A 20,627-nucleotide genomic window follows, 5' to 3' on the forward strand; every position below is an offset into this window, starting at 1 on the left:
AAGTGTGGCGAAGGCAAATGTGGCGCTGATAAAAAAGCAAAAAAAGAAGGTAAGTGCGGCGAAGGTAAATGTGGCGCTGACAAGAAAACAACTGAAGCAACTTGTGGTGGAATGATCTAATTTAACACTACCCCTCTATTATAAATCACATGAATAGCATCTATTCATGTGATTTATAACATTTATACCGCAAAGCATTCCCTTTATTCTGTATGACATCTATAATAACTATCCAATTTACCTATGGTAATGACATTATCAATAGCATTTTAAGATCATAGAGAGTATCGAATGAGCCTGTATTTAGATTATTTAGCTGAAATTGAAAGTCGTAAAAATGACTTGGGACTAGCACCTAAGCCAATTGATAGCGCAGAATTGTTATCAGAAATTATTGCCCAAATCAAAGACACAGGAAACGAATATCGTGAAGATTCATTAAAATTCTTCATTTACAATACGCTTCCAGGGACAACAAGCGCGGCAGGCGTTAAAGCTAAATTCCTAAAAGAAATCATTTTAGGTGAGTCTGTTTTAGCGGAAATAACACCTGAATTTGCATTTGAATTACTTTCTCACATGAAAGGTGGTCCATCAATTGAAGTGTTACTTGACCTTGCATTAAGTGATGACACTGCATTATCAGTACCGGCTTCTGACGTATTAAAAACACAAGTTTTCTTATATGACGCAGATACAACTCGTCTTTTAGAAGCTTATAAAGCAGGCAACGCGGTAGCTAAAGATTTATTAGAAAGTTACGCAAAAGCAGAGTTCTTTACAAAACTACCAGACATTGAAGAGAAAATTGAAGTGGTCACTTATATTGCCGGTGAAGGTGATATATCAACTGACTTACTTTCTCCAGGTAACCAAGCGCATTCTCGTGCAGACCGTGAATTACACGGAAAATGCATGATCTCCCCTGAAGCTCAAGACGAGATCCAAGCTTTACAAGCAAAACATCCAAATGCGAAAGTGATGCTTATTGCTGAAAAAGGCACTATGGGTGTTGGTTCTTCACGTATGTCTGGTGTGAATAACGTTGCGCTTTGGGCTGGTAAACAAGCTAGTCCATATGTACCATTTATAAATATTGCACCAGTAGTTGCTGGTACTAATGGTATTTCACCAATCTTCCTAACAACGGTTGACGTAACTGGTGGTATCGGTCTTGACCTTAAAAACTGGGTTAAGAAAGTAGATGCTAATGGCAATACAGTTGTTGATGAAAATGGCGATGCTGTTTTAGAAGAAGCGTATTCAGTTGCTACAGGCACTGTGCTTACGATTGATACTAAAGCTAAGCAGCTATTAAACGGTGATAAAGTGTTAGTTGATGTATCTTCAGCATTTACGCCGCAAAAAGTAGAATTTATGAAAGCGGGTGGTTCTTACGCGGTAACATTTGGTAAGAAACTACAAACTTTCGCAGCAGAAGCGTTAGGTATTGAAACTCCTAACGTTTACGCTCCATCTAAAGAAATTTCACATGAAGGCCAAGGTCTTACTGCCGTTGAAAAAATATTCAATAATAATGCAGTAGGTGTTGCATCTGATAGTCCATTACATGCGGGTTCAGATGTTCGTGTGAGAGTTAATATTGTAGGTTCTCAAGACACGACCGGCCCTATGACTTGCCAAGAGTTGGAAGCAATGGCAGCGTCAACTATTTCACCTTTAGTTGACGGTGCATACCAATCTGGTTGTCACACGGCATCAGTTTGGGATAGTAAAGCACAAGCAAACATTCCTAAGTTAATGAGCTTCATGAACAAATTCGGTTTAATCACAGCACGTGATCCGAAAGGCGTTTATCACTCAATGACTGACGTAATCCATAAAGTACTAAATGACATTACGGTAGACGACCGCGCTATCATCATTGGTGGTGACTCACATACTCGTATGTCTAAAGGTGTAGCATTTGGTGCAGACTCGGGTACGGTTGCAATCGCCTTAGCTACCGGCGAGTCAGCAATGCCAATTCCTGAGTCAGTAAAAGTGACGTTTAAAGGTAAAATGCAAGGCCACATGGATTTCCGTGATGTTGTACATGCAACTCAAGCGCAAATGCTTAAACAGTTTGGTGGCGAAAATGTGTTCCAAGGTCGCATCATTGAAGTGCACATTGGTACATTATTAGCTGACCAAGCGTTTACTTTCACAGACTGGTCTGCAGAAATGAAAGCCAAAGCTTCTATCTGTATTTCAAATGATGAAACGTTAATTAAGTCAATTGAACTTGCTAAGAGCCGTATCCAAATCATGATCGACAAGGGTATGGAAAACGAAGCTAAAACACTTAACGGTTTACTTGCATTAGCAGACAAACGTATTGAAGAAGTTAAATCTGGCTCAAACCCAGCATTGTCACCAGACGATAACGCTAAATACTATGCAGAAGTTGTTATTGACCTAGATGTTATCGATCAGCCGATGATTGCTGACCCTGATGTTAACAATGAAGATGCATCTAAGCGTTATACGCATGATGTCATTCGTCCGGTATCTTATTATGACGGTAAATCTGTAGATTTAGGTTTTGTTGGTTCTTGTATGGTTCACAAAGGTGACATGCAAATCATCGCTCAAATGTTACGTAACATTGAAAAGCAAAATGGCAAAGTTGAGTTTAAAGCGCCACTCGTAGTCGCGCCACCAACTTACAACATTGTTGATGAACTTAAAGCTGAAGGCGATTGGGATATTTTACGTAAATACTCTGGTTTTGAATTTGATGATGCTCATCCTAAAGATGCAGCACGTACTAAATATGAAAACATCATGTATTTAGAACGCCCAGGTTGTAACTTATGTATGGGTAACCAAGAAAAAGCGGAACCTGGTGATACTGTTATAGCAACGTCAACTCGCTTATTCCAAGGCCGTGTTGTAGCTGATACTGCTGAGAAAAAAGGTGAGTCGTTACTTGGTTCTACTCCGGTTGTTGTACTTTCAACTGTTCTAGGTCGTTTCCCTACAATTGAAGAGTATAAAGCTGCGGTAGTCGGTATTGACCTAACTCGTTTTGCTCCTCCTGTAGAAGCAATGACAACTAAATTTGTTGGTAAAGCGGTTCCTGTTAAACGAGTTTAATCTCATATAACAGCAACAACTAAATAAACGCTAAAGGCCACTCATTGAGTGGCCTTTATTATTAAGGGGAGAAAAAACTGAAATTGCAGAAACCCCAGGTGTATTTATGAGACTCGTTTAAACTTAAATGTTAGCTAACCACATAAATAGTATTCTATCGAATCTTTACACATTAAAAGTGAAAACCTGCCTTTAGTCGTTTCTTCAATGGTTTCTATTTGATAAGTGCCTTCAATGTTGTTAAATAATACCTGCTCTATTTCTAGAGACATTTGGCCGTCTTGTACACAGTCGCCAATTTCATCACAACGGGTTACTTGTGAAATATTCCCATAGTTATGAGGGTAAAGTCGCAAGCTAGGCACAAATGCATCCATATTCATACCTTCTAGATTCGTTGTGATATGTGCCTCAGCGAGTTGTGTATCACATTGAAGAATTTTCCTATCTGTCATTATGACTTCAAGTACAAGTTGATCTGTTGGACCACATTGATAAGAAATTCGGCCGTAATAAAAATCGCCATCAACAAATGAATCCGAATTACAGCTGATCACACTAGTTAAGCTAATGACTAAACAGATAGATTGAATTAATTTCATTATAACTCACGCCAAATTACAAAAAACTAACGTTACTTTACTTTGGCCGTTAATGCACTTTTGCTGTGATATTATTTAACGCGTTGATTTTGCTTTGGTATTGTTGTTTTTGTTTATTTTCAGTGCTCATTGATTTTGCTCTGGCCAAATATCTATCAGCATTATCAAAATCATTTAGCATTAAGTAACTCTTAGCCAGACCAAAATAAAAATTATGTTCTGTTTTCTTTAGCCTAATAGCTTTTTTGTAATATGAGATAGCGGCTTTATATTCATTTTTATAGTAGCTCTCTTCAGCTAACATAGATTGATAATAAGGATTAAGCTGACGTTGCTTGTTTACTTCATCTATTATTTGATTAGCTTGTGCGATACGGTCTGTGTTTTTATATAACACCGCTAAATTTTCTCTTAAGTTAAGACTGTTAGGGTCTAGTTTCATGGCGTGGTTGTAAATGGTTTCGGCTTCAACTAAATGACCACTTTGTCTGTACAAACTTGCTAAGTTACCCCATATAGCTGCGTTTTCTGGTGCGTATTTTGTCGCTTCTGACAAATAGACATAAGCCTTGTCTATATCACCCAAGGCTAAAGACTCACCTCCTATATTGTTGTAATACAGCGCGATGATTTGATCTTTTGTTAATATTTGTGAGGATATGACTGGAATGTTAATCAAAGGAACAAAATCAATGGTGACGGTACGATCTAAGAAGTCCGTTAAATGGGATTGTTTTTTTGCAAATACGCGTAAGTTAACATGTCCATTTAACATGCTGATGCCATTAACTTGATTCCAATTCTCTTCTATTTCGACATCAATAAAAGAAGCAGATAAACCGGCTTCTTTAACCAATACATATGAAAGTATGGTCAGTGATAAACAATTAGCAATTCGTTTTTCAAACGTTTGTGAAGCGGTAAAATTCGCATCATGTGCATAACCAATATTCATTTCTTGTTCAGAAAAATAATCTTTGATCAATTGTTTTGCTTTTAGCGAGGTGCCGCTTACGGGTAACAGTCGTGTTTTAACATAATTGCGCATTGGCTTCGAGACAAAAAATATATCTTCAGGTGTCTCTATTGTTATGTCTTTTTCGAATTGGTCATCTAAATAAATAGAATGAGGAAGTGCACTCAGTTGTTGATTTGTTTGAGCGCAACCAGTAATGACAACGATACTTAAAAATAAAATGCAACCTAGATACTTCATGTTAACGTCCCCTATATTAATCAAGTTGAAATAATGATTAATACCTATAGTGTAGTCTAAATTGATAAAGTACTTATACGTACTGTAATTTGGTTTGAAGGGGATTTCAAATGGCAAAAGTTTTAGGCTTAGGTGGTGTGTTTTTTAAAGCAAAGGACACAAAAAAGTTATCAGATTGGTATCACGATGTACTTGGCATTGATATGGGAGAATATGGAGCTTCTTTCAAACCTGAATCTATGCCTGAAAAGGGCTATACGGCATTTTCCCTGTTTAAACAAGAGACGGAATACTTTGCCCCTTCCAAACAAGAATATATGATTAATTTCGTTGTGGACGACCTACTTGGATTATTAATTAAGATAGAAGCGAACGGTGGTGTTATTTGTGGAAAACCAGAAGAGTATGATTATGGAAAGTTCGGTTGGTTTTTAGATCCAGAAGGAAATAAAGTAGAACTATGGCAGCCTTTGTAATTCAAAGTATAAAGTGCCAATTTCTTGTTTAGTTTTTGGCATATATAGTGCTAATACAAAGTTTATCTGTGTTGTATATTTAATAGGGCGAAAAATATGTTGGTAAAGAATAAAACGAAAGCGGCATTAGGAGTGTTTAGTTGTTTTTATGTTGCGACCTCGTTTGCTTATTCAATTCCAGAATGGTTATCAAACCCTACAATTAAAGATGGCTTGGCTGCGGTAGATTGCGTGAAGTTTTCAGGAAATTGGTCAAGTGATTCTAAGATATCCTCAGCCAACGCCAGAATAGCTCTTGCTCAGCAAATCGATGTAAAAGTAGAAAGTTTAGATAAAACTTATGATTCTAGGCAATCAACTCAAGACGGTACTCATATTTCTACTCAATTTAGCTCTGTTTCACAGCAATACACTAAACAGGCACTAGCAGGTTCAAGAATTGTTAAAACCGAAATTGTAACAATCTCAGGCACCGAGTATTATTGTGCTCTTGCAACACTTGACCCTGGTCAGACAGAACAAGTGTTTGAATTAATTATCAAGGCCAGTAATAAAAAAGTTGATGACGAGCTGCAATCGGAACTATTTGAGCAGTTCAAAGACAATAAAATACAAAGCTCTGCCAAAATAGATAACTTACTTAACAACCCTCAATAGGGATTGGTGTATTAAAAATGAAGTTAGTTGTGTATTTGATTATTACATTGCTTTTAATATCGACCAATGTACAAGGCGCTGATATTGAAGAGCTACAATTAAAAGCTAAGAACACTCAAATTAAATGGCAACAATTACAGTTAGCTCTAAACTCATCGGAAGATGATCAAAATAAAACACAAAAAACGGTCGCCATGTTACGTGCTGAATATCAACAGGCGTTAACAAAAGAGTTAAATACCTTTGATCAATTAGTCACAAATAAAGCGCAACAAGAATATCAAGCTTACCTCGCAGAGCGTGTGTTTGAAATTGAACATCAACATTATTGTAAACGCATGTCTAGCCAAAAGGAATGTGAAGAAGAAGCCAGAATTACCGCGCTTGATAAAGCCGGAAAACAAGGCAGTTCTATCATTATTAACTCCACTACAGATATTACCACGACACGTAAACAATTGAACGAAGATGTAGTAAGTGGCTCTGATTTTAAAGAGAAAACAAGTATGCGGGCGTTTACTAACATAAGCTCTTATCAAGTTGTAGAGTCCTATAAACTCGACAAATCAAAAAATCATGAACGATTGTGGTTTATTAAAATTTCAGTGCATGTTTCAGCCAAACAGAATGACTATTATTACCAACAGTTACTAAATAAATATAAACAGAGATTGATTATTCACTTATCCCAATCAAAACAAATAGAACATACACAGGACCTCCAAACTACACAGTATATTGAAACGGTAGGCGGTATACCTTTTGTGATGGTTAAGTTACCGGGCGGTCAATTTATAATGGGTTCTGAACGGGGGGAGTTTAACGAGCAACCAACGAGTGTTGTACAAGTAAAGTCTTTTTATATTGCTGATACTGAAGTCACTAAGGCACTTTATCAGCAATGTATAAAATCAAAACATTGCAACGACAAATGGAAAAGTAGCAGTGTTTTAACGCGTGAAGAGTTTAATCAACCAAAGGCGGATATCAGTTGGTATGATATCAAACAAGAGTTTTTGCCTTGGTTAAATAAAAAAACCGGTAGAAAATATCGATTGCCAACTGAAATAGAGTGGGAGTTCGCCGCACGTTCTGGCAGCCAAAGCGATTATTACTATGGTGATAGAACCGATCAAATTTGTTTATATGCCAATGGTGCCAAAGCCAAAGATGTTAGTGAACAATGCGACGATGGCCACAACAAAAAATTAGCAGCCGTGAAGCAATACAACCCTAATAAATTTGGTTTGTATGACATGTTAGGTAACGTAGCTGAGTGGACTAATACTTGCGGTTCACTTTATAGTAAAATGTCGCAGGATTGCTCACAAGCCATGATAAGAGGCGGGTCTTGGTATGATCAGCCATTTTATCTTCGGACATCAAGCCGAATCGGTAAGAACAAAAATACACGTTTGGATACGTTAGGTTTCCGCTTAGCCTATAGCGAATAACAAAATCCTAACGGTAAAACCGCTTATAACTAATATTTCACCTTATCTGTTACACAAAAGCTAAATACAGCTTGAAATTTACGCTCAGATCCGTACAATTGCGCGACCTTTTTTGGGGTGTCTAAAAAAGGCCGGTGAAGTTCACCGTAAACTTAAGTAATAATTGAGGTAATTATGGTTTCTATTCGTTTAGCTCGCGGTGGCGCGAAAAAACGTCCATTCTACTCAATCGTTGTTGCAGACAGCCGTCGTTCACGCGATGGTCGTTTCATTGAGAAACTAGGTTTCTTCAACCCGATTGCTAATGGTCAAGAAGAAAAGATTCGTGTCGATTTAGATCGTATCGAACATTGGGTTGGTGTTGGTGCACAACTTTCTGACCGTGTTGCTAAAATCGTTAAAGACGCACAAAAAGCGGCTTAAATGATCAGCATAAGTGAAGGTGTTTTATGAGTCAGTCTAATTCGACAGAAGAATTAATTTTAGTTGGAAAAATTGGTGCCCCTTACGGTATCAAAGGCTGGTTTAAGATAAATGCTTACACTGAAATCTCGGAAGGGATTTTTGATTACAGTCCATGGTTTATAACCTTAAATGGACAGCAACATCAAGTGAAGGCAGTCAATGGCCGCCGACACAACAAAGGCTTAATAGCTAAGTTTGATAATGTTGAAAGCAGAGATGACGCAGAAGCTTGGCTTCATGGCGAAATTTATGTTGCAGCGAGTCAATTGCCTGAATTGGCAGGTGACGAGTTTTATTGGCGTGACCTTAATGGCATGACAGTAAAAGCAATCAATGGTTATGACTTAGGTATTGTTTCAGGCCTAATGGAAACGGGTTCAAATGACGTACTGGTTGTTGATGCAAAAAGAAATGATGCATTTGGCAAGACAGAACGACTTATCCCATATATTCAGGACGATGTAATTATTTCAGTTAACAAGGAAGAAAACACCATTACGGTGGACTGGGATCCGGGATTCTGACAAGCATGAATTGTCAGTTATGGATTGGTGTTATTACACTTTTTCCAGAAATGTTTGATGCAATTACCCAACACGGTGTAATTGGCAGAGCCATTCAAAAAGGCACTATCGAGTTTAACACTTGGAATCCCCGAGCGTTTACACACGATAAGCACAACACTGTTGATGACCGACCATATGGCGGTGGTCCAGGAATGTTGATGATGGTTCAACCTTTGACAGACGCTATTCGCGCAGCGAAAGAAGCGGCTGGAGAAGGGGCAAAGGTTATTTATCTTTCTCCTCAGGGTAGAAAGTTAGATCAAACTGGCGTTAAACATTTAACACAACATAAGAAAATTGTGTTGGTTGCGGGTCGTTATGAAGGAATAGATGAACGAGTTATTCAATCGGAAGTCGATGAAGAATGGTCGATTGGAGATTTTGTTTTAAGTGGTGGTGAACTACCAGCCATGACACTGATTGATGCAGTGTCGAGAATGATTCCTGGCGTGTTGGGGCATAAGCTTTCAGCAGAACAAGATTCTTTTTCAGATGGTTTGTTAGATTGCCCACATTATACAAGACCTGAAGTTTTGGCTGGTCAGCGGGTTCCAGATGTATTACTTAGCGGTAATCATGAAAAAATCCGACAATGGCGGTTACAACAATCGCTTGGCAGAACCTGGTTACGAAGACCTGATTTAATTAAAAATCTAGCTCTGACTGACGAACAGAAAAAGTTACTTGATTCGTTCCTCGCGGAACAGAAATAAATAACCTTAGACGTTTTGCTATTCAGTGAAATCTAGAAAAGTGAGAATATAATGAGCAAAGTAAGTCAAAACATCATTAAGGCTCTAGAAGACGAGCAAATGAAAACTGATCTTCCGGCATTTGGCCCGGGTGATACAGTAGTTGTAAAAGTACGTGTAAGAGAAGGTAACAAAGAGCGTCTACAGGCGTTTGAAGGTTTCGTTCTAGCGAAGAGAAATCGTGGATTACACTCTGCATTTACAGTACGTAAGATTTCTAACGGTGAAGGTGTTGAGCGTACATTCCAAACGCATAGCCCTGTTATCGACAGCATCGAAGTTAAACGTCGTGGTGATGTACGTCGCGCTAAACTTTACTACATGCGTGAACGTTCTGGTAAGTCAGCACGTATCAAAGAAAAGTTGGACTTTAAAAAGTAAACTTTTTTACTTGATGCCAAAAAGGAGCACATTGTTGCTCCTTTTTTTGTGCCTGAAATTCAAGCATAGTTTAGACAGGATTCTCCTTGTTAGTTCGGCGCAAGATAGTCTTGCAAAAAAATCAATTCATATTCCTGATTAAGCGTTGACACTGGTGGCTCATTTTTATAATGTGTAACTAAAGGTGTACGGGGTGTAAAGTTAATGTTACATAAATCCTCGCTTAATGAATTGAGGTTAATATGAATAAAGATAGTTTGAATAATGTGAACGTAAAAGCTGAAAAGCTTTTAGTTATGCCTAGTGCGCTTAAGTCTGCGTTACCACTTAGTGAAAAAAATAAGACATTTATAGCTGGTGCTCGAAAAACGATCTCCAATATAGTGCACAAAAAAGACCACAGAACGTTAATAATTTCAGGGCCATGTTCAATCCATGATCTGAGTGCGGCCAAAGAATATGCATTGAAGTTAAAAAAGCTACAAGAGCAATGCAAAGATTCTGTGTATCTAGTGATGCGTGTTTACTTTGAAAAACCTAGAACAACAGTAGGATGGAAAGGCTTAATCAATGACCCTCATTTGGATGGTTCATTTGATATCGAAACTGGTTTGTTAAATGCTCGTGAATTATTACTGTGGTTAACCGACCAAGAAATTCCAATTGCTACTGAGGCACTTGATCCTATTTCTCCTCAATATTTATCTGATTTAATTAGTTGGTCGGCAATTGGTGCTCGTACCACAGAATCACAGACTCACAGAGAAATGGCCAGTGGTTTGTCTATGCCTATCGGATTTAAAAATGGCACTGATGGTAATGTTGGTATTGCAGTTAATGCGATGGGAGCAGCTGAAAGTGGGCATAACTTTATTGGGATAAACGATAAAGGTCAGGTTGCTATTATTCAAACTCAAGGCAACCCAGATGCGCATTTAATATTACGCGGCGGTAAGCAACCTAATTATCAAGCTGAATTTGTGGATGCCGCAGAAGCTGATATTGCAAAATCTGGATATAATCCTGCAATTATTGTGGATTGCTCACATGCCAATACAAATAAAGATTATACTAGGCAGCCAATTGTCGCTAAGGACATCTTAGAGCAGTTAGAGCAAGGGAATCGTTCTATTGTCGGGATTATGTTGGAAAGTCATATTAATGAAGGTAACCAAAAACTAACTGATGACCTTAGTACGTTAGAGTATGGTGTTTCTATTACAGACGCTTGTATAGATTGGGCCGCCACAGAAACCTTAGTATTAGAATTTGCACAGCGATTAGAAGCTGTCATTAAATCAAAACAATTAAATACAGCAGCATAACGGAGCTTAGTTTGGCGTTAAATAATCTGAGAGATGAGATCGACAAGTTGGACACCCAACTTGTTGAGTTACTTGCAAAAAGACAAGTAATTACCACCGCTGTTGGTAAATATAAACAAGAAGTTGGTAAGCCAATTTATGATCCCCAGCGAGAATCTGAGCTTATTGCTAAACGCCGTGAACTAGCCTCATCGTTAAATGTACAACCTGATTTAATAGAAGATTTGTTACGCCGTATCATGCGGGAGTCATATCAAAGCCAGCATGATGCTTATCGACGTGTTTTACCAGAAAATAGTAAGGTGGTGATTGTTGGTGGTAAAGGGGCGTTAGGTGCGCGTTTCTTTGATATGTTTACTCGCTCTAATTATGTAGTTGAAATATTAGATCAGCACGATTGGCCGCAGGCACAAACCATACTAAAAGATGCAAAGTTGGTACTGATCACCGTTCCAATTAAATTGACTGAACAAGTTATTGCTCAACTGCCAGAGCTACCTAATGATTGTGTATTAGCGGATTTAACTTCGTTAAAACAATCCCCATTAAAATCCATGTTAGACAAACATTCTGGCCCAGTCGTGGGGTTACATCCTATGTTTGGCCCAGATGTACCAAACTTTGTAAAACAAGTTTTTGTGGTATGTGAAGGGCGATTTCCTGAACAATACGACTGGTTGTTACAACAAATCAAAATTTGGGGCGCCGTTCTACAAGTTGATGATGCAGCAGAGCATGATTCCAGTATGGAGTTGATACAAGCAATGCGACATTTTACTACATTTGTATATGGCCGATTTTTGTCAAATGAAAAACCCGATCTGGACCAGTTATTACGACTCAGTTCACCGATATATCGATTAGAGCTAGCAATGACAGGACGCCTATTTGCTCAAGATCCAAACCTTTACGCAGATATCATTTTTGGCGCTAAAAACGCATTGGAACTCGCCACTCGATTTAGACAAGAGCTTGACGATGCAATTACGCTTTTACAACAGAATGACAAAGAAAGTTTTAAACAAAGTTTTGAATTAGTGGCGCAGTGGTTTGGTGGAAAATCGAATGAATTTTTAGCTGACAGCCGTACCCTGTTGAAATCTGCACAAGACTCTCGGATTTTAAAATAGATATAATTTTACGATTGATCACTTTTCAAGCTAGTATTGATGTAATTGTAGTAAAAAAGTAGTTGTTTAATCATCTATTTAGTTTAACAATAGCTCTATAAGTATAAGACTTTTATACCAAATATATTTTTGAAGGAAATAATATGTCTACAGAAAATGCCTTACTGACGATCCTTGTTGAAAAAATTCAAAGTGACTCTCTTGTCTTACCCACTCTTCCAGAAATAGCTATTAGAATTCGTGAAACTGCAGATGACCCAGATGTTAATTTACAAGCAATGGCTCATGTTATCGCTCAAGACCCTGCGTTATCAGCTCGTATGGTAAAAGTGGCAAACAGTGCATTTATGGGGCGCTCTGTAAAAGTCGAAACACTTAATCAAGCTGTAACTCGTATTGGTTTACGCCAAATTAAAAATATTGCTACGGCCATTGCGATGGAACAACTTTTTGTTTCCAAGAATGAATTAGTTCGTGAGTACATGGGCAAATCATGGCAAAAAACAGTGAACGTGGCTTGTGTGGCTATGGCTGTGTTACAAATTTGGTTAAAAGATAACAAACGTACTTCATTAAATATCGATACCTTAACTTTAGTTGCTTTAGTGCATAGTATTGGTGTACTTCCAATATTATCGGAAGCTGAACGTCATGAAGAAGTATTTGCTAATCCAAGTTTCTTAGAAGCGGCAATCAAGCGTATGGCCGGTAAACTGGGGGGCGCGATAATGCGCTCTTGGGAATTTACAGGTGAGTTTATCGATGTGACTGAAAACTGGAATAACTTAACGTTCCAAACTGAACAAGTGAGTTATATAGACTTTGTTCGTATCGGTGCAATATATAATAAAGTTCTTGGTAAGAATGTTGATACTAACGAGTTATTAACGCCATATATTGAAAAAGGTATTTTACCTGACTTAGATTTCTTAAGTTCAGATGAATTTACTGAAGCTTTAAATGATGTGAAGTCAGTATTCTCTTAATCTTTTGGTAGTAAACGTTTTATAACGTGTTGTTAACCAATAAAAAAGCTAGTCATGGACTAGCTTTTTTTATATCTAAAATTTATCAATCATAGACGGTAGGGATTGGTTCACGTTTATGTTGTGTTCGATTAAAAATCGCCACTAATTTGTTACTTGCGTCAGAACCGATGTTTTTGCCTTCCAGAAAGTCATCTATTTGATCGTAACTTAGACCCAACGCTGACTCATCTTCTTTACCAGGGTCTAACTCTTCAAGGTCGGCCGTTGGAGCTTTGGTCACTAATGCTTGTGGAGCTCCAAGGTGACTGGCTAATGCTCTTACTTGACGTTTGTTTAAGCCAAATAAAGGAATAAGGTCACATGCACCATCACCGAATTTAGTGAAAAAACCTGTGATATTCTCTGCAGAATGGTCGGTACCTAACACTAAACCGCCGAGTAAACCTGCCACTTCATATTGTGCAATCATGCGCATTCGGGCTTTAACATTGCCTTTAACGAAATCAATATTATGATCAGATAGTTGGTCTTTTAATTGATTGGGTAATGCATCGATTACTTGACCATGTATACCTTCAACACCAGGTTTAACGTTTATCGTTAATGCATGGGTCGGATTAATAAAATCTATTGCTAATTGGGCTTCATCTTCATCAGCTTGGATATGATACGGTAGTCTTACTGCAGCGAAGATGTACTTATCCGTGTTATGTTCTTTGTTAAGTTCATCAACAGCTAACTGAGCCAGCTTGCCACAAGTTGTAGAATCAATACCGCCACTAATACCTAGAACCAAAGAAGTTAAATTGGAATCAATTAGTCTTGTTTTTATAAAGTTAACTCGTCGTGCGATCTCTTGTTCAACATCAATGACCGGTTTAACTCTCATTTCTTTAATTATTTGTTCTGCATCCATAACTTAACACTTCTATTGTTAATCTAGAGTGGTTATTCTATTCGAAAATTTAACATTGAACTAGCGCTAAGTTTAGCGAGGAAAATATGAAAAAAGTAACCGCTATTATTAAACCATTTAAATTAGACGATGTGAGAGAGTCTTTATCTGAATTAGGTGTAAATGGTATGACCGTCACTGAAGTCAAAGGCTTCGGTCGTCAGAAAGGGCATACGGAGTTATATCGTGGCGCAGAGTATATGGTTGATTTTTTACCAAAAGTAAAATTGGAGCTGATCATTACAGATGAGTTATTGGAACAAGTTTTAGACAGTATTTTAGAAACGGCTCAAACTGGAAAAATTGGTGATGGCAAAATTTTTGTTGAAGAAATAGAAAGAGTGATCCGAATTAGAACCGGTGAAGAAAACGATCAAGCTATTTAAATTAGATTAACCTATACAGAAAAACCGGAAGTTTTCACTTCCGGTCTCACAACAATAATCAGGAATTTTTATTTGTTACTCTTTATTAAGTAACTTTCGACCTATTTCAATTTTTCTAGGTTTTAATGCCTCAGGAATCTCTCTTTCCAAGTCAATGTGTAATAATCCATTTTCTAAATCAGCACCAAGTACCTTAATGTAATCGCCTAATTGAAAACGACGTTCAAAGTTTCTTTCTGCGATACCTTGATATAGGTATTTTGTCTGTTCTGTTTGTTCGGCTTTTACCCCTTTAACAATCAGAGTGTTTTGTTCTGATTTTATTTCAAGCTCGGAGTCTTGAAATCCGGCGATAGCCATTGTAATTCGGTATTTATCATCGGCGACGGCGGCGATATTATATGGAGGGTAACCACCATTTTTTTCAGTGCGATTAGCGGTATCTAATAATGATGCTAAGTGATCAAAACCAATGAATGAACGGTATAGTGGAGATAAATCTACATTTCTCATTTTTCTTATCCTTTCTTTATAAGCAATAAGTTAATAAACAATCAATCGAAATTAAAACGCATTGTTGTTTATTTTGTTTAGTAAGTGCCTTCCAAATGGACAGGCTAATTGGTCAACTTGAACCCTACTGGCGAACAATGTCGTTGACTTAACTAATATATAGGGAGGGTGAGATTGTTTATCAAGGATAAAAATAAAAAAAGTCAGAGCTTTCTGACTTTTTTATTATAAAACAATAAGATATGAGTTTTTAATTTTTTACATTTGTTTCTGGAACAGATTCAACAACGCCAGTTTGCTCTGAAACTGATGTTATAGCAGCAAGTGCAGCTTCGTAATTTGGGTGTGCTGATAATTTACTTACTATCTCTTTATAAACAATGTTTCCTTCCGGAGATATGACAAAAATGGCTCGAGCTAAAAGGCCCATATCTTTTATTAACACACCATAATTCATACCAAAATCACGCCAAACAGAATCAGATAAAGTTTGTATTTTATCTATATTTTCAGATTGGCAAAAACGCTTTTGAGCGAAAGGTAAATCCGTACTGATAGTTAACATCACGATATCTTGTGGTAAATTAGCAAACTCATCATTAAAGCGTTTAGTTTGAATACTACAAATACCAGTATCTAAACTAGATACAACACTGATTAATAAAGGTTTACCTGAGAAATCAGCTAATGTTTTTACACTAAATTTATTATCTACCACTTTAAAGTTTGGCGCTGGTTGATTTAATGTAACTTGGCTGCCTAATAAGGCGACAGGTTTATCACCGGCTTTAACTAAATCAAATCGAACAGGAAGATCTTTTTGGATGTCATAAGCAAAAGAAAAAGAACTTATGAAAGTCAGTAGTATATAAAGAGAATATTTCATATGTGGATTTGGCCCGCTTATATTTTTTTTTAAAGGTATAGGGGGTATTGTCCACTAAGTGCTATAGTTTTGAAAGCAATAATAAAATTCACCTTCGTGTGTTTTTATATATAACTAAACATTATTCAAATACGGTCGATAAAAGTTGTATGCAAACTCCAGTAATTATATGTGACGACTCAAACTTAGCCCGCAAACAGATGGCTCGTTCTCTTCCAGAGGATTGGAATGTTGAGGTGATCTTTGCCAATAATGGTGAAGATGCGATGGATAAAATTCATCAACATAAAGCTCAGATACTCTTTCTCGACCTTAATATGCCCGTTTTAGATGGTTATGGTGTATTAGAGGCGATTAAAGCGGAAAACCTTTCTATTATTACCATTGTTGTATCTGGTGATATTCAACCTGAAGCACATGCCAGAGTGAAATCTCTTGGTGCTTTGGATTTTATAAAAAAACCGATAGACAAAGATAAACTACAAGAGCTATTAAATAAATATGGCATAACCGAACCAAGTAAATTACAGGCATTAAAACCCCAAGCTGAAGATCTACTTGATGCTGAAACCAGAGATATATTGCAAGAGATCACCAATGTTGCAATGGGACAAGCAGGCAGCTTGTTAGCAAAAGTATTAAATGTTTTTGTTAAGTTACCTATCCCTAATGTGAATTTATTAGAGGTGAGTGAGCTCTCTATGGCTCTGCACTCAGTTGAGAGCAGCGACGCTACTTCAGGTGTATGTCAAGGTTTCATTAGTGGCGGTGTCGCTGGTGAAGCGTTATTAATTCTAAATGACTCTAGCTTTGTCGATATTGCACGTTTGTTGAACTACAACAAAAAAATTGATGACAGTGTTGAGTTAGAATTGTTGATGGATATTTCTAATATATTAATAGGTTCAATATTAAAAGGTTTGTCCGAACAATTAGATCTTAACTTTAGCCAAGGTCACCCAGTGGTATTAGGACAACATTGTAATGTATCCGATTTGATTTATACCAACTCGACACATTGGAAAAAATCTCTAACGATAGAGATTAGTTATGGTATCGAAGATTACGATATTCACTGTGATTTATTATTGTTGATTACAGAAGATTCTATTCCAACGTTGAAAAATAAACTTAATTTCTTATTTGATGTTTAATTATGACTGAAAAAGCAACAGTAGAAGTATCAGAAATTCATTGGTTAATGGATATGTTCCAGTCTGTAGATGTTGGGCTGGTTGTATTAGACCGTGAATATAAAATACAAGTATGGAATGGTTTTATGGAAAACCACAGTGGTTTATTACCTTATGAAGTTAGGGATAAATCACTATTTGAAGCATTTCCTAATTTGGATAAAGAATGGTTATTGCAAAAAACGGATCCTGTTTTTGTATTAAAAAATAGAGCGTTTACCATTTGGGAACAACATGCACATATTTTCAAATTTAAAAACTATCGGCCGATTACCAGTGTTGCGCCATTTATGTACCAAAACGCAACTTTCATACCTTTAACCAATACCACAGGTGATGTGACTCACCTTTGTATCATCATTTACGATGTTACTGATGTTGCTATTTCTAAAATTGAACTGCAAGAAGTGAATAAAGAATTACAGCGATTAAGTCGAACGGATAGACTGACCAACTTAAATAATCGTGGTTACTGGGAAGAGTGTTTGCAAAGAGAGTTCTTACGACAACGCCGAGGGCATAGTGTAAGTTCATTGTTAATCTTTGATATAGACCATTTTAAGAAAGTAAACGATACCTATGGTCACGCCGGTGGCGATGAAGCAATTTTACACCTTGCTAAGATATTGAAAAAAAGCTTACGAGAAACTGATATTGGTGGCCGTTATGGCGGTGAAGAATATGCGGTTATATTAACCGGAACACAAGCTAAAGATGCTTATGTTTTTGCCGAGCGTTTAAGAATTATGGTCGAAAAATCAATAGTTTCTTATAACGAGTTTGAATTCCAATTTACCATCAGTCTAGGTATTGCAGAATATACCGACGAATTAAATTCACACCAAAATTGGATTGAAGTGGCAGATTCAGCCTTATATAAAGCAAAAGTTGGTGGCCGAAATCGAGTTGAAATATATGCTCACCCAGATAAAAGTGAAGCTAAAGAAGACTAACTGCCACGTTTAAATATGCAAAAAGCTCAATATCATTGAGCTTTTTTAGTGTTTAGCGTTTCAATTTAAGCCTTAATCTACTAAGTCATTTATACCCATTGGTTTTTCTTACGACGGGTTAACAACCAACCAACAAACACACCAATAACGATGGCGCCAACATCATATAACTTGGCTAAAATACGTTTGGTTTCGTCACTTTCTTTAATCGATGCACGTAACGTTTCGCTTTCTTGGGTTGCGGTAATTAATTGCTGGGATAACGCAGCGTTTGTTTCTGTTAACTTAGTAATTTCATCTTCTAAATTTTTGAGGTCATCGGTAGACACCGAACCTAATTTAGAAATCTTAACATTCAGCTCATCAATTTGCGCGTTTGCTGATGCTAACTTAGCTTTCACTCCGGCTGTTTTCTCTAACATAGTTGAATCGATCCAACCTGTTTTACCATCTTTTAATTTAATTTCTAACCAGCCAGTACTTTCATCTTTTGACAAAATAGTGACTTGTTCACTTGCCGCAACTCGAGCAATGATCCGATAGCGGTTACTACTGCCAGAATGGAGGAAAACGAATAGTTGGTCAGTAACGTACATTTGATAGGGCGTAACTTGCACAATAGAGCTCACAGGTTCTGCAGTTTGCTCAATCGTTGTTGCCACATCGGTTGCAGCTTGAGGTTCATCGTTCGTTTTTTCTGTAGGAGTGACCGTTTTAGGTGTAGGCTCTGTCGGTTCAACTGTTGGGGTTGCAAATATAAAATTTGATAGTGTTAAACCACAAACTAATATAGTTAAACTCAGCTTTATTCGTTTCTTATCCATTGAGAGTATTCTTATTGTTATTCTACGATATTTTTATCCATAATTGATGTTAGGTTTTTACGCATGTTAGTTCAAGTACTTATTGCTGCGCAGACCAAAGCAAATAGGTTTTATAACTCATTATGTGGCTTCTAAAATATTGAGTTTACCTTGATGGTTAGGTAACCTGCTCAATACTTAATTTTTCATCCCACAAGACAAAGACATTTTAATGGAAATTGAATTAAAGTTTTTAGTGTCAACTGACGAAATTTCGTCTTTGAATTCAGCATTAGATAATAGTCAGTATCAAATACAATCTAAACCAACCTTATTGTTGTCCAATGCTTATTACGACACCCCGGATAATGCATTACGAGAATGGGACTTTGGTTTGAGAACTCGGTGTAGTGAAACCCTCGACGGGTCTCGTGCTATGGAGCAAACCATTAAATTGTCAGGTGGCGATATTGGTGGTTTACAACAACGCCCAGAATATACGGAGTCACTACCGAATACCCAAACTGAGTATGTATTTGCCGACTTAACTCTGTTCTCTCCATCAATTTGGCCGTCAGGATTTTTAGCCGAAAAAGTACAACCTAAACTGCTCAAAGTATTTGAAACTAATTTTGAAAGGAAAATTTGGCTAATTACCACAGCAAATGGTGCCATTATTGAGTGTGTTTTAGACCAAGGACAGGTCGAAGTTACTGATAAAAATGGTCATAGACAGCAAGCTATTTCTGAATTTGAGTTGGAATTACAATCTGGTGACGTGTCAGATCTTATTGAGGTCGCAACCTACTTAACTTCAAAAGTGAATGCTAAGCTCGGTTATTTAAGTAAAGCGGCTAGGGGTTACATGTTAGCCCAAGAAGTGGTGTTAAAAAGTAAAAATTTAGAACCTTGTCGATTAAATAACGATAATCAGTTAGAGCCTGCCTTTATTAAACTGTTAACCAATGCCGTTAATTTTGTGCAACACCATGAAGTGGTATTTGCTAATACTAAAACTTTAAAATCATTACGCCGTGTACTCGATGGCATCTCTTTAATTATTCACATATTACAGCTTTTCTCTGAATATTTACCTAATAGTCAATGCCAAAAGTTTATCGATTTGTTTAAACAATGGCGTGGCGAACATGGCTGGATTGAAGCCTTTTATCAGCTTGATCAATTAACGGATCGTAAAAGTCCATACCGCAAAGATATTGATAAAAGTGAGTATTTAAGAACCACTTTAGCCTCAATAAAAATGCCAGAAGATAAAATTGAAAAATCTATTACACAATTTAGTTCGACTCAATATAACCATCTATTCCTAAGTTTTATTCAATGGATAAACATAAAACAGTGGCGTACAGAGATGCCATTAGAAAGTTTAAAACTGTTAACTATTCCTATTTCAGAGTTGTCTGAACATTGGCTGGACTATCACTGGTTATCATTAAAAGAAGCATTAACAGTATTAATAAAACAAGGTAATAATTTAAATATTGAATCCGCGTTTTGGCCGTTAACTAAAGTATTGTTAACGGGTGTGTGTGTAGATAGCTTATTTGATAACGATGAACGGAAACTGTTCCGTAGCCACTTATTAAACCTAATGGTCGGGTTTGAAGAAACTATTTTATTACAAAAATCCGAACTGATTTTGTCTACTAATGCAGCGGACGATGTCGATGAAAAAGAGGCAATAAAATGGTTGCAGTCTAAACAGCAAAGCCTACAGATTGCTCTTGATGCATCAGTAACTGCAATAAATAAACTCAAGCCATATTGGTAAAATACACAGCGGTTAATGATGGATTTTATTTTGG

21 protein-coding genes are annotated in these 20,627 nt (G+C 37.1%); 15 read left to right on the plus strand and 6 right to left on the minus strand.

Annotated features, from left to right (window positions below):
* Positions 1-291: 291 nt before the first annotated feature.
* Entirely contained in the window at positions 292-3,099 is a 2,808-nt protein-coding gene (locus KO505_RS01205) for a bifunctional aconitate hydratase 2/2-methylisocitrate dehydratase (RefSeq protein WP_216053614.1), read from the plus strand.
* Positions 3,100-3,233: 134 nt separating this feature from the next.
* On the opposite strand, the gene KO505_RS01210 is transcribed toward KO505_RS01205, so the two are convergent.
* Both KO505_RS01210 and KO505_RS01215 read right to left on the minus strand, forming a co-directional pair.
* A complete protein-coding gene (locus tag KO505_RS01210) occupies positions 3,234-3,701 on the minus strand; it encodes a hypothetical protein (protein WP_216053615.1) in 468 nt (155 codons plus the stop codon).
* A gap of 49 nt (positions 3,702-3,750) precedes the next feature.
* Positions 3,751-4,917, minus strand: coding sequence for a lipopolysaccharide assembly protein LapB (locus KO505_RS01215; protein WP_216053616.1), 1,167 nt, complete (start codon positions 4,915-4,917; stop codon positions 3,751-3,753).
* Positions 4,918-5,027: 110 nt separating this feature from the next.
* Here KO505_RS01215 and KO505_RS01220 point away from each other — a divergent pair, with 110 nt between their 5' ends.
* From KO505_RS01220 to KO505_RS01265, 10 genes are all read left to right on the plus strand, one after another.
* Entirely contained in the window at positions 5,028-5,393 is a 366-nt protein-coding gene (locus KO505_RS01220; protein WP_216053617.1) for a VOC family protein, read from the plus strand.
* A gap of 96 nt (positions 5,394-5,489) precedes the next feature.
* The gene (locus KO505_RS01225; protein ID WP_216053618.1) at positions 5,490-6,050 is read left to right on the plus strand and encodes an LPP20 family lipoprotein; all 561 of its coding nucleotides are present in this window, start codon (positions 5,490-5,492) and stop codon (positions 6,048-6,050) included.
* A gap of 17 nt (positions 6,051-6,067) precedes the next feature.
* The gene (locus KO505_RS01230; protein WP_216053619.1) at positions 6,068-7,504 is read left to right on the plus strand and encodes an SUMF1/EgtB/PvdO family nonheme iron enzyme; all 1,437 of its coding nucleotides are present in this window, start codon (positions 6,068-6,070) and stop codon (positions 7,502-7,504) included.
* A 174-nt stretch (positions 7,505-7,678) separates the two neighbouring features.
* Complete coding sequence (rpsP, locus tag KO505_RS01235) at positions 7,679-7,927, plus strand: 30S ribosomal protein S16 (protein WP_216053620.1); 249 nt, start codon at positions 7,679-7,681, stop codon at positions 7,925-7,927.
* A 26-nt stretch (positions 7,928-7,953) separates the two neighbouring features.
* Positions 7,954-8,493, plus strand: a complete 540-nt coding sequence (gene rimM / locus KO505_RS01240; RefSeq protein ID WP_216053621.1) for a ribosome maturation factor RimM — start codon at positions 7,954-7,956, stop codon at positions 8,491-8,493.
* 5 nt (positions 8,494-8,498) lie between these two features.
* Entirely contained in the window at positions 8,499-9,248 is a 750-nt protein-coding gene (trmD, locus tag KO505_RS01245) for a tRNA (guanosine(37)-N1)-methyltransferase TrmD (RefSeq protein WP_216053622.1), read from the plus strand.
* A 51-nt stretch (positions 9,249-9,299) separates the two neighbouring features.
* A complete protein-coding gene (gene rplS / locus KO505_RS01250) occupies positions 9,300-9,668 on the plus strand; it encodes a 50S ribosomal protein L19 (RefSeq protein WP_216053623.1) in 369 nt (122 codons plus the stop codon).
* A gap of 242 nt (positions 9,669-9,910) precedes the next feature.
* Complete coding sequence (locus tag KO505_RS01255; protein WP_216053624.1) at positions 9,911-10,993, plus strand: 3-deoxy-7-phosphoheptulonate synthase; 1,083 nt, start codon at positions 9,911-9,913, stop codon at positions 10,991-10,993.
* An 11-nt stretch (positions 10,994-11,004) separates the two neighbouring features.
* Entirely contained in the window at positions 11,005-12,123 is a 1,119-nt protein-coding gene (gene tyrA, locus KO505_RS01260; RefSeq protein WP_252731582.1) for a bifunctional chorismate mutase/prephenate dehydrogenase, read from the plus strand.
* Positions 12,124-12,266: 143 nt separating this feature from the next.
* On the plus strand, positions 12,267-13,109 hold the full coding sequence (locus KO505_RS01265; RefSeq protein ID WP_216053625.1) for an HDOD domain-containing protein: 843 nt from the start codon (positions 12,267-12,269) through the stop codon (positions 13,107-13,109).
* A gap of 85 nt (positions 13,110-13,194) precedes the next feature.
* Here KO505_RS01265 and nadE read toward each other — a convergent pair whose 3' ends face one another.
* Positions 13,195-14,028, minus strand: coding sequence for an ammonia-dependent NAD(+) synthetase (gene nadE, locus KO505_RS01270; protein WP_216053626.1), 834 nt, complete (start codon positions 14,026-14,028; stop codon positions 13,195-13,197).
* A gap of 86 nt (positions 14,029-14,114) precedes the next feature.
* Here nadE and KO505_RS01275 point away from each other — a divergent pair, with 86 nt between their 5' ends.
* Positions 14,115-14,453: a P-II family nitrogen regulator gene (locus KO505_RS01275; protein ID WP_216053627.1), complete on the plus strand. Its 339-nt coding sequence runs from the start codon at positions 14,115-14,117 to the stop codon at positions 14,451-14,453.
* A 75-nt stretch (positions 14,454-14,528) separates the two neighbouring features.
* Here KO505_RS01275 and KO505_RS01280 read toward each other — a convergent pair whose 3' ends face one another.
* Positions 14,529-14,966 carry an Hsp20 family protein gene (locus KO505_RS01280; protein WP_216053628.1) on the minus strand — a complete coding sequence of 146 codons (438 nt, stop codon included), beginning with the start codon at positions 14,964-14,966 and terminating at the stop codon, positions 14,529-14,531.
* Between the two features lie 250 nt (positions 14,967-15,216).
* On the minus strand, positions 15,217-15,852 hold the full coding sequence (gene tpx / locus KO505_RS01285) for a thiol peroxidase (protein WP_216053629.1): 636 nt from the start codon (positions 15,850-15,852) through the stop codon (positions 15,217-15,219).
* 149 nt (positions 15,853-16,001) lie between these two features.
* Between tpx and KO505_RS01290 the strand changes: the two genes are divergently transcribed.
* Both KO505_RS01290 and KO505_RS01295 read left to right on the plus strand, forming a co-directional pair.
* Positions 16,002-17,006, plus strand: a complete 1,005-nt coding sequence (locus KO505_RS01290; RefSeq protein ID WP_216053630.1) for a response regulator — start codon at positions 16,002-16,004, stop codon at positions 17,004-17,006.
* A 2-nt stretch (positions 17,007-17,008) separates the two neighbouring features.
* Positions 17,009-17,998: a sensor domain-containing diguanylate cyclase gene (locus KO505_RS01295; protein ID WP_216053631.1), complete on the plus strand. Its 990-nt coding sequence runs from the start codon at positions 17,009-17,011 to the stop codon at positions 17,996-17,998.
* 89 nt (positions 17,999-18,087) lie between these two features.
* On the opposite strand, the gene KO505_RS01300 is transcribed toward KO505_RS01295, so the two are convergent.
* Complete coding sequence (locus KO505_RS01300) at positions 18,088-18,822, minus strand: TIGR04211 family SH3 domain-containing protein (protein WP_216053632.1); 735 nt, start codon at positions 18,820-18,822, stop codon at positions 18,088-18,090.
* A gap of 211 nt (positions 18,823-19,033) precedes the next feature.
* On the opposite strand from KO505_RS01300, the gene KO505_RS01305 reads away from it, so the two are divergent.
* Entirely contained in the window at positions 19,034-20,593 is a 1,560-nt protein-coding gene (locus KO505_RS01305; RefSeq protein WP_216053633.1) for an inorganic triphosphatase, read from the plus strand.
* The last annotated feature ends 34 nt before the right edge of the window (positions 20,594-20,627 follow it).

The sequence above is a fragment of the Psychrosphaera sp. F3M07 genome (assembly GCF_018860345.1).
In the GTDB taxonomy this organism is placed as follows: Bacteria; Pseudomonadota; Gammaproteobacteria; order Enterobacterales; family Alteromonadaceae; genus Psychrosphaera; species Psychrosphaera aquimarina.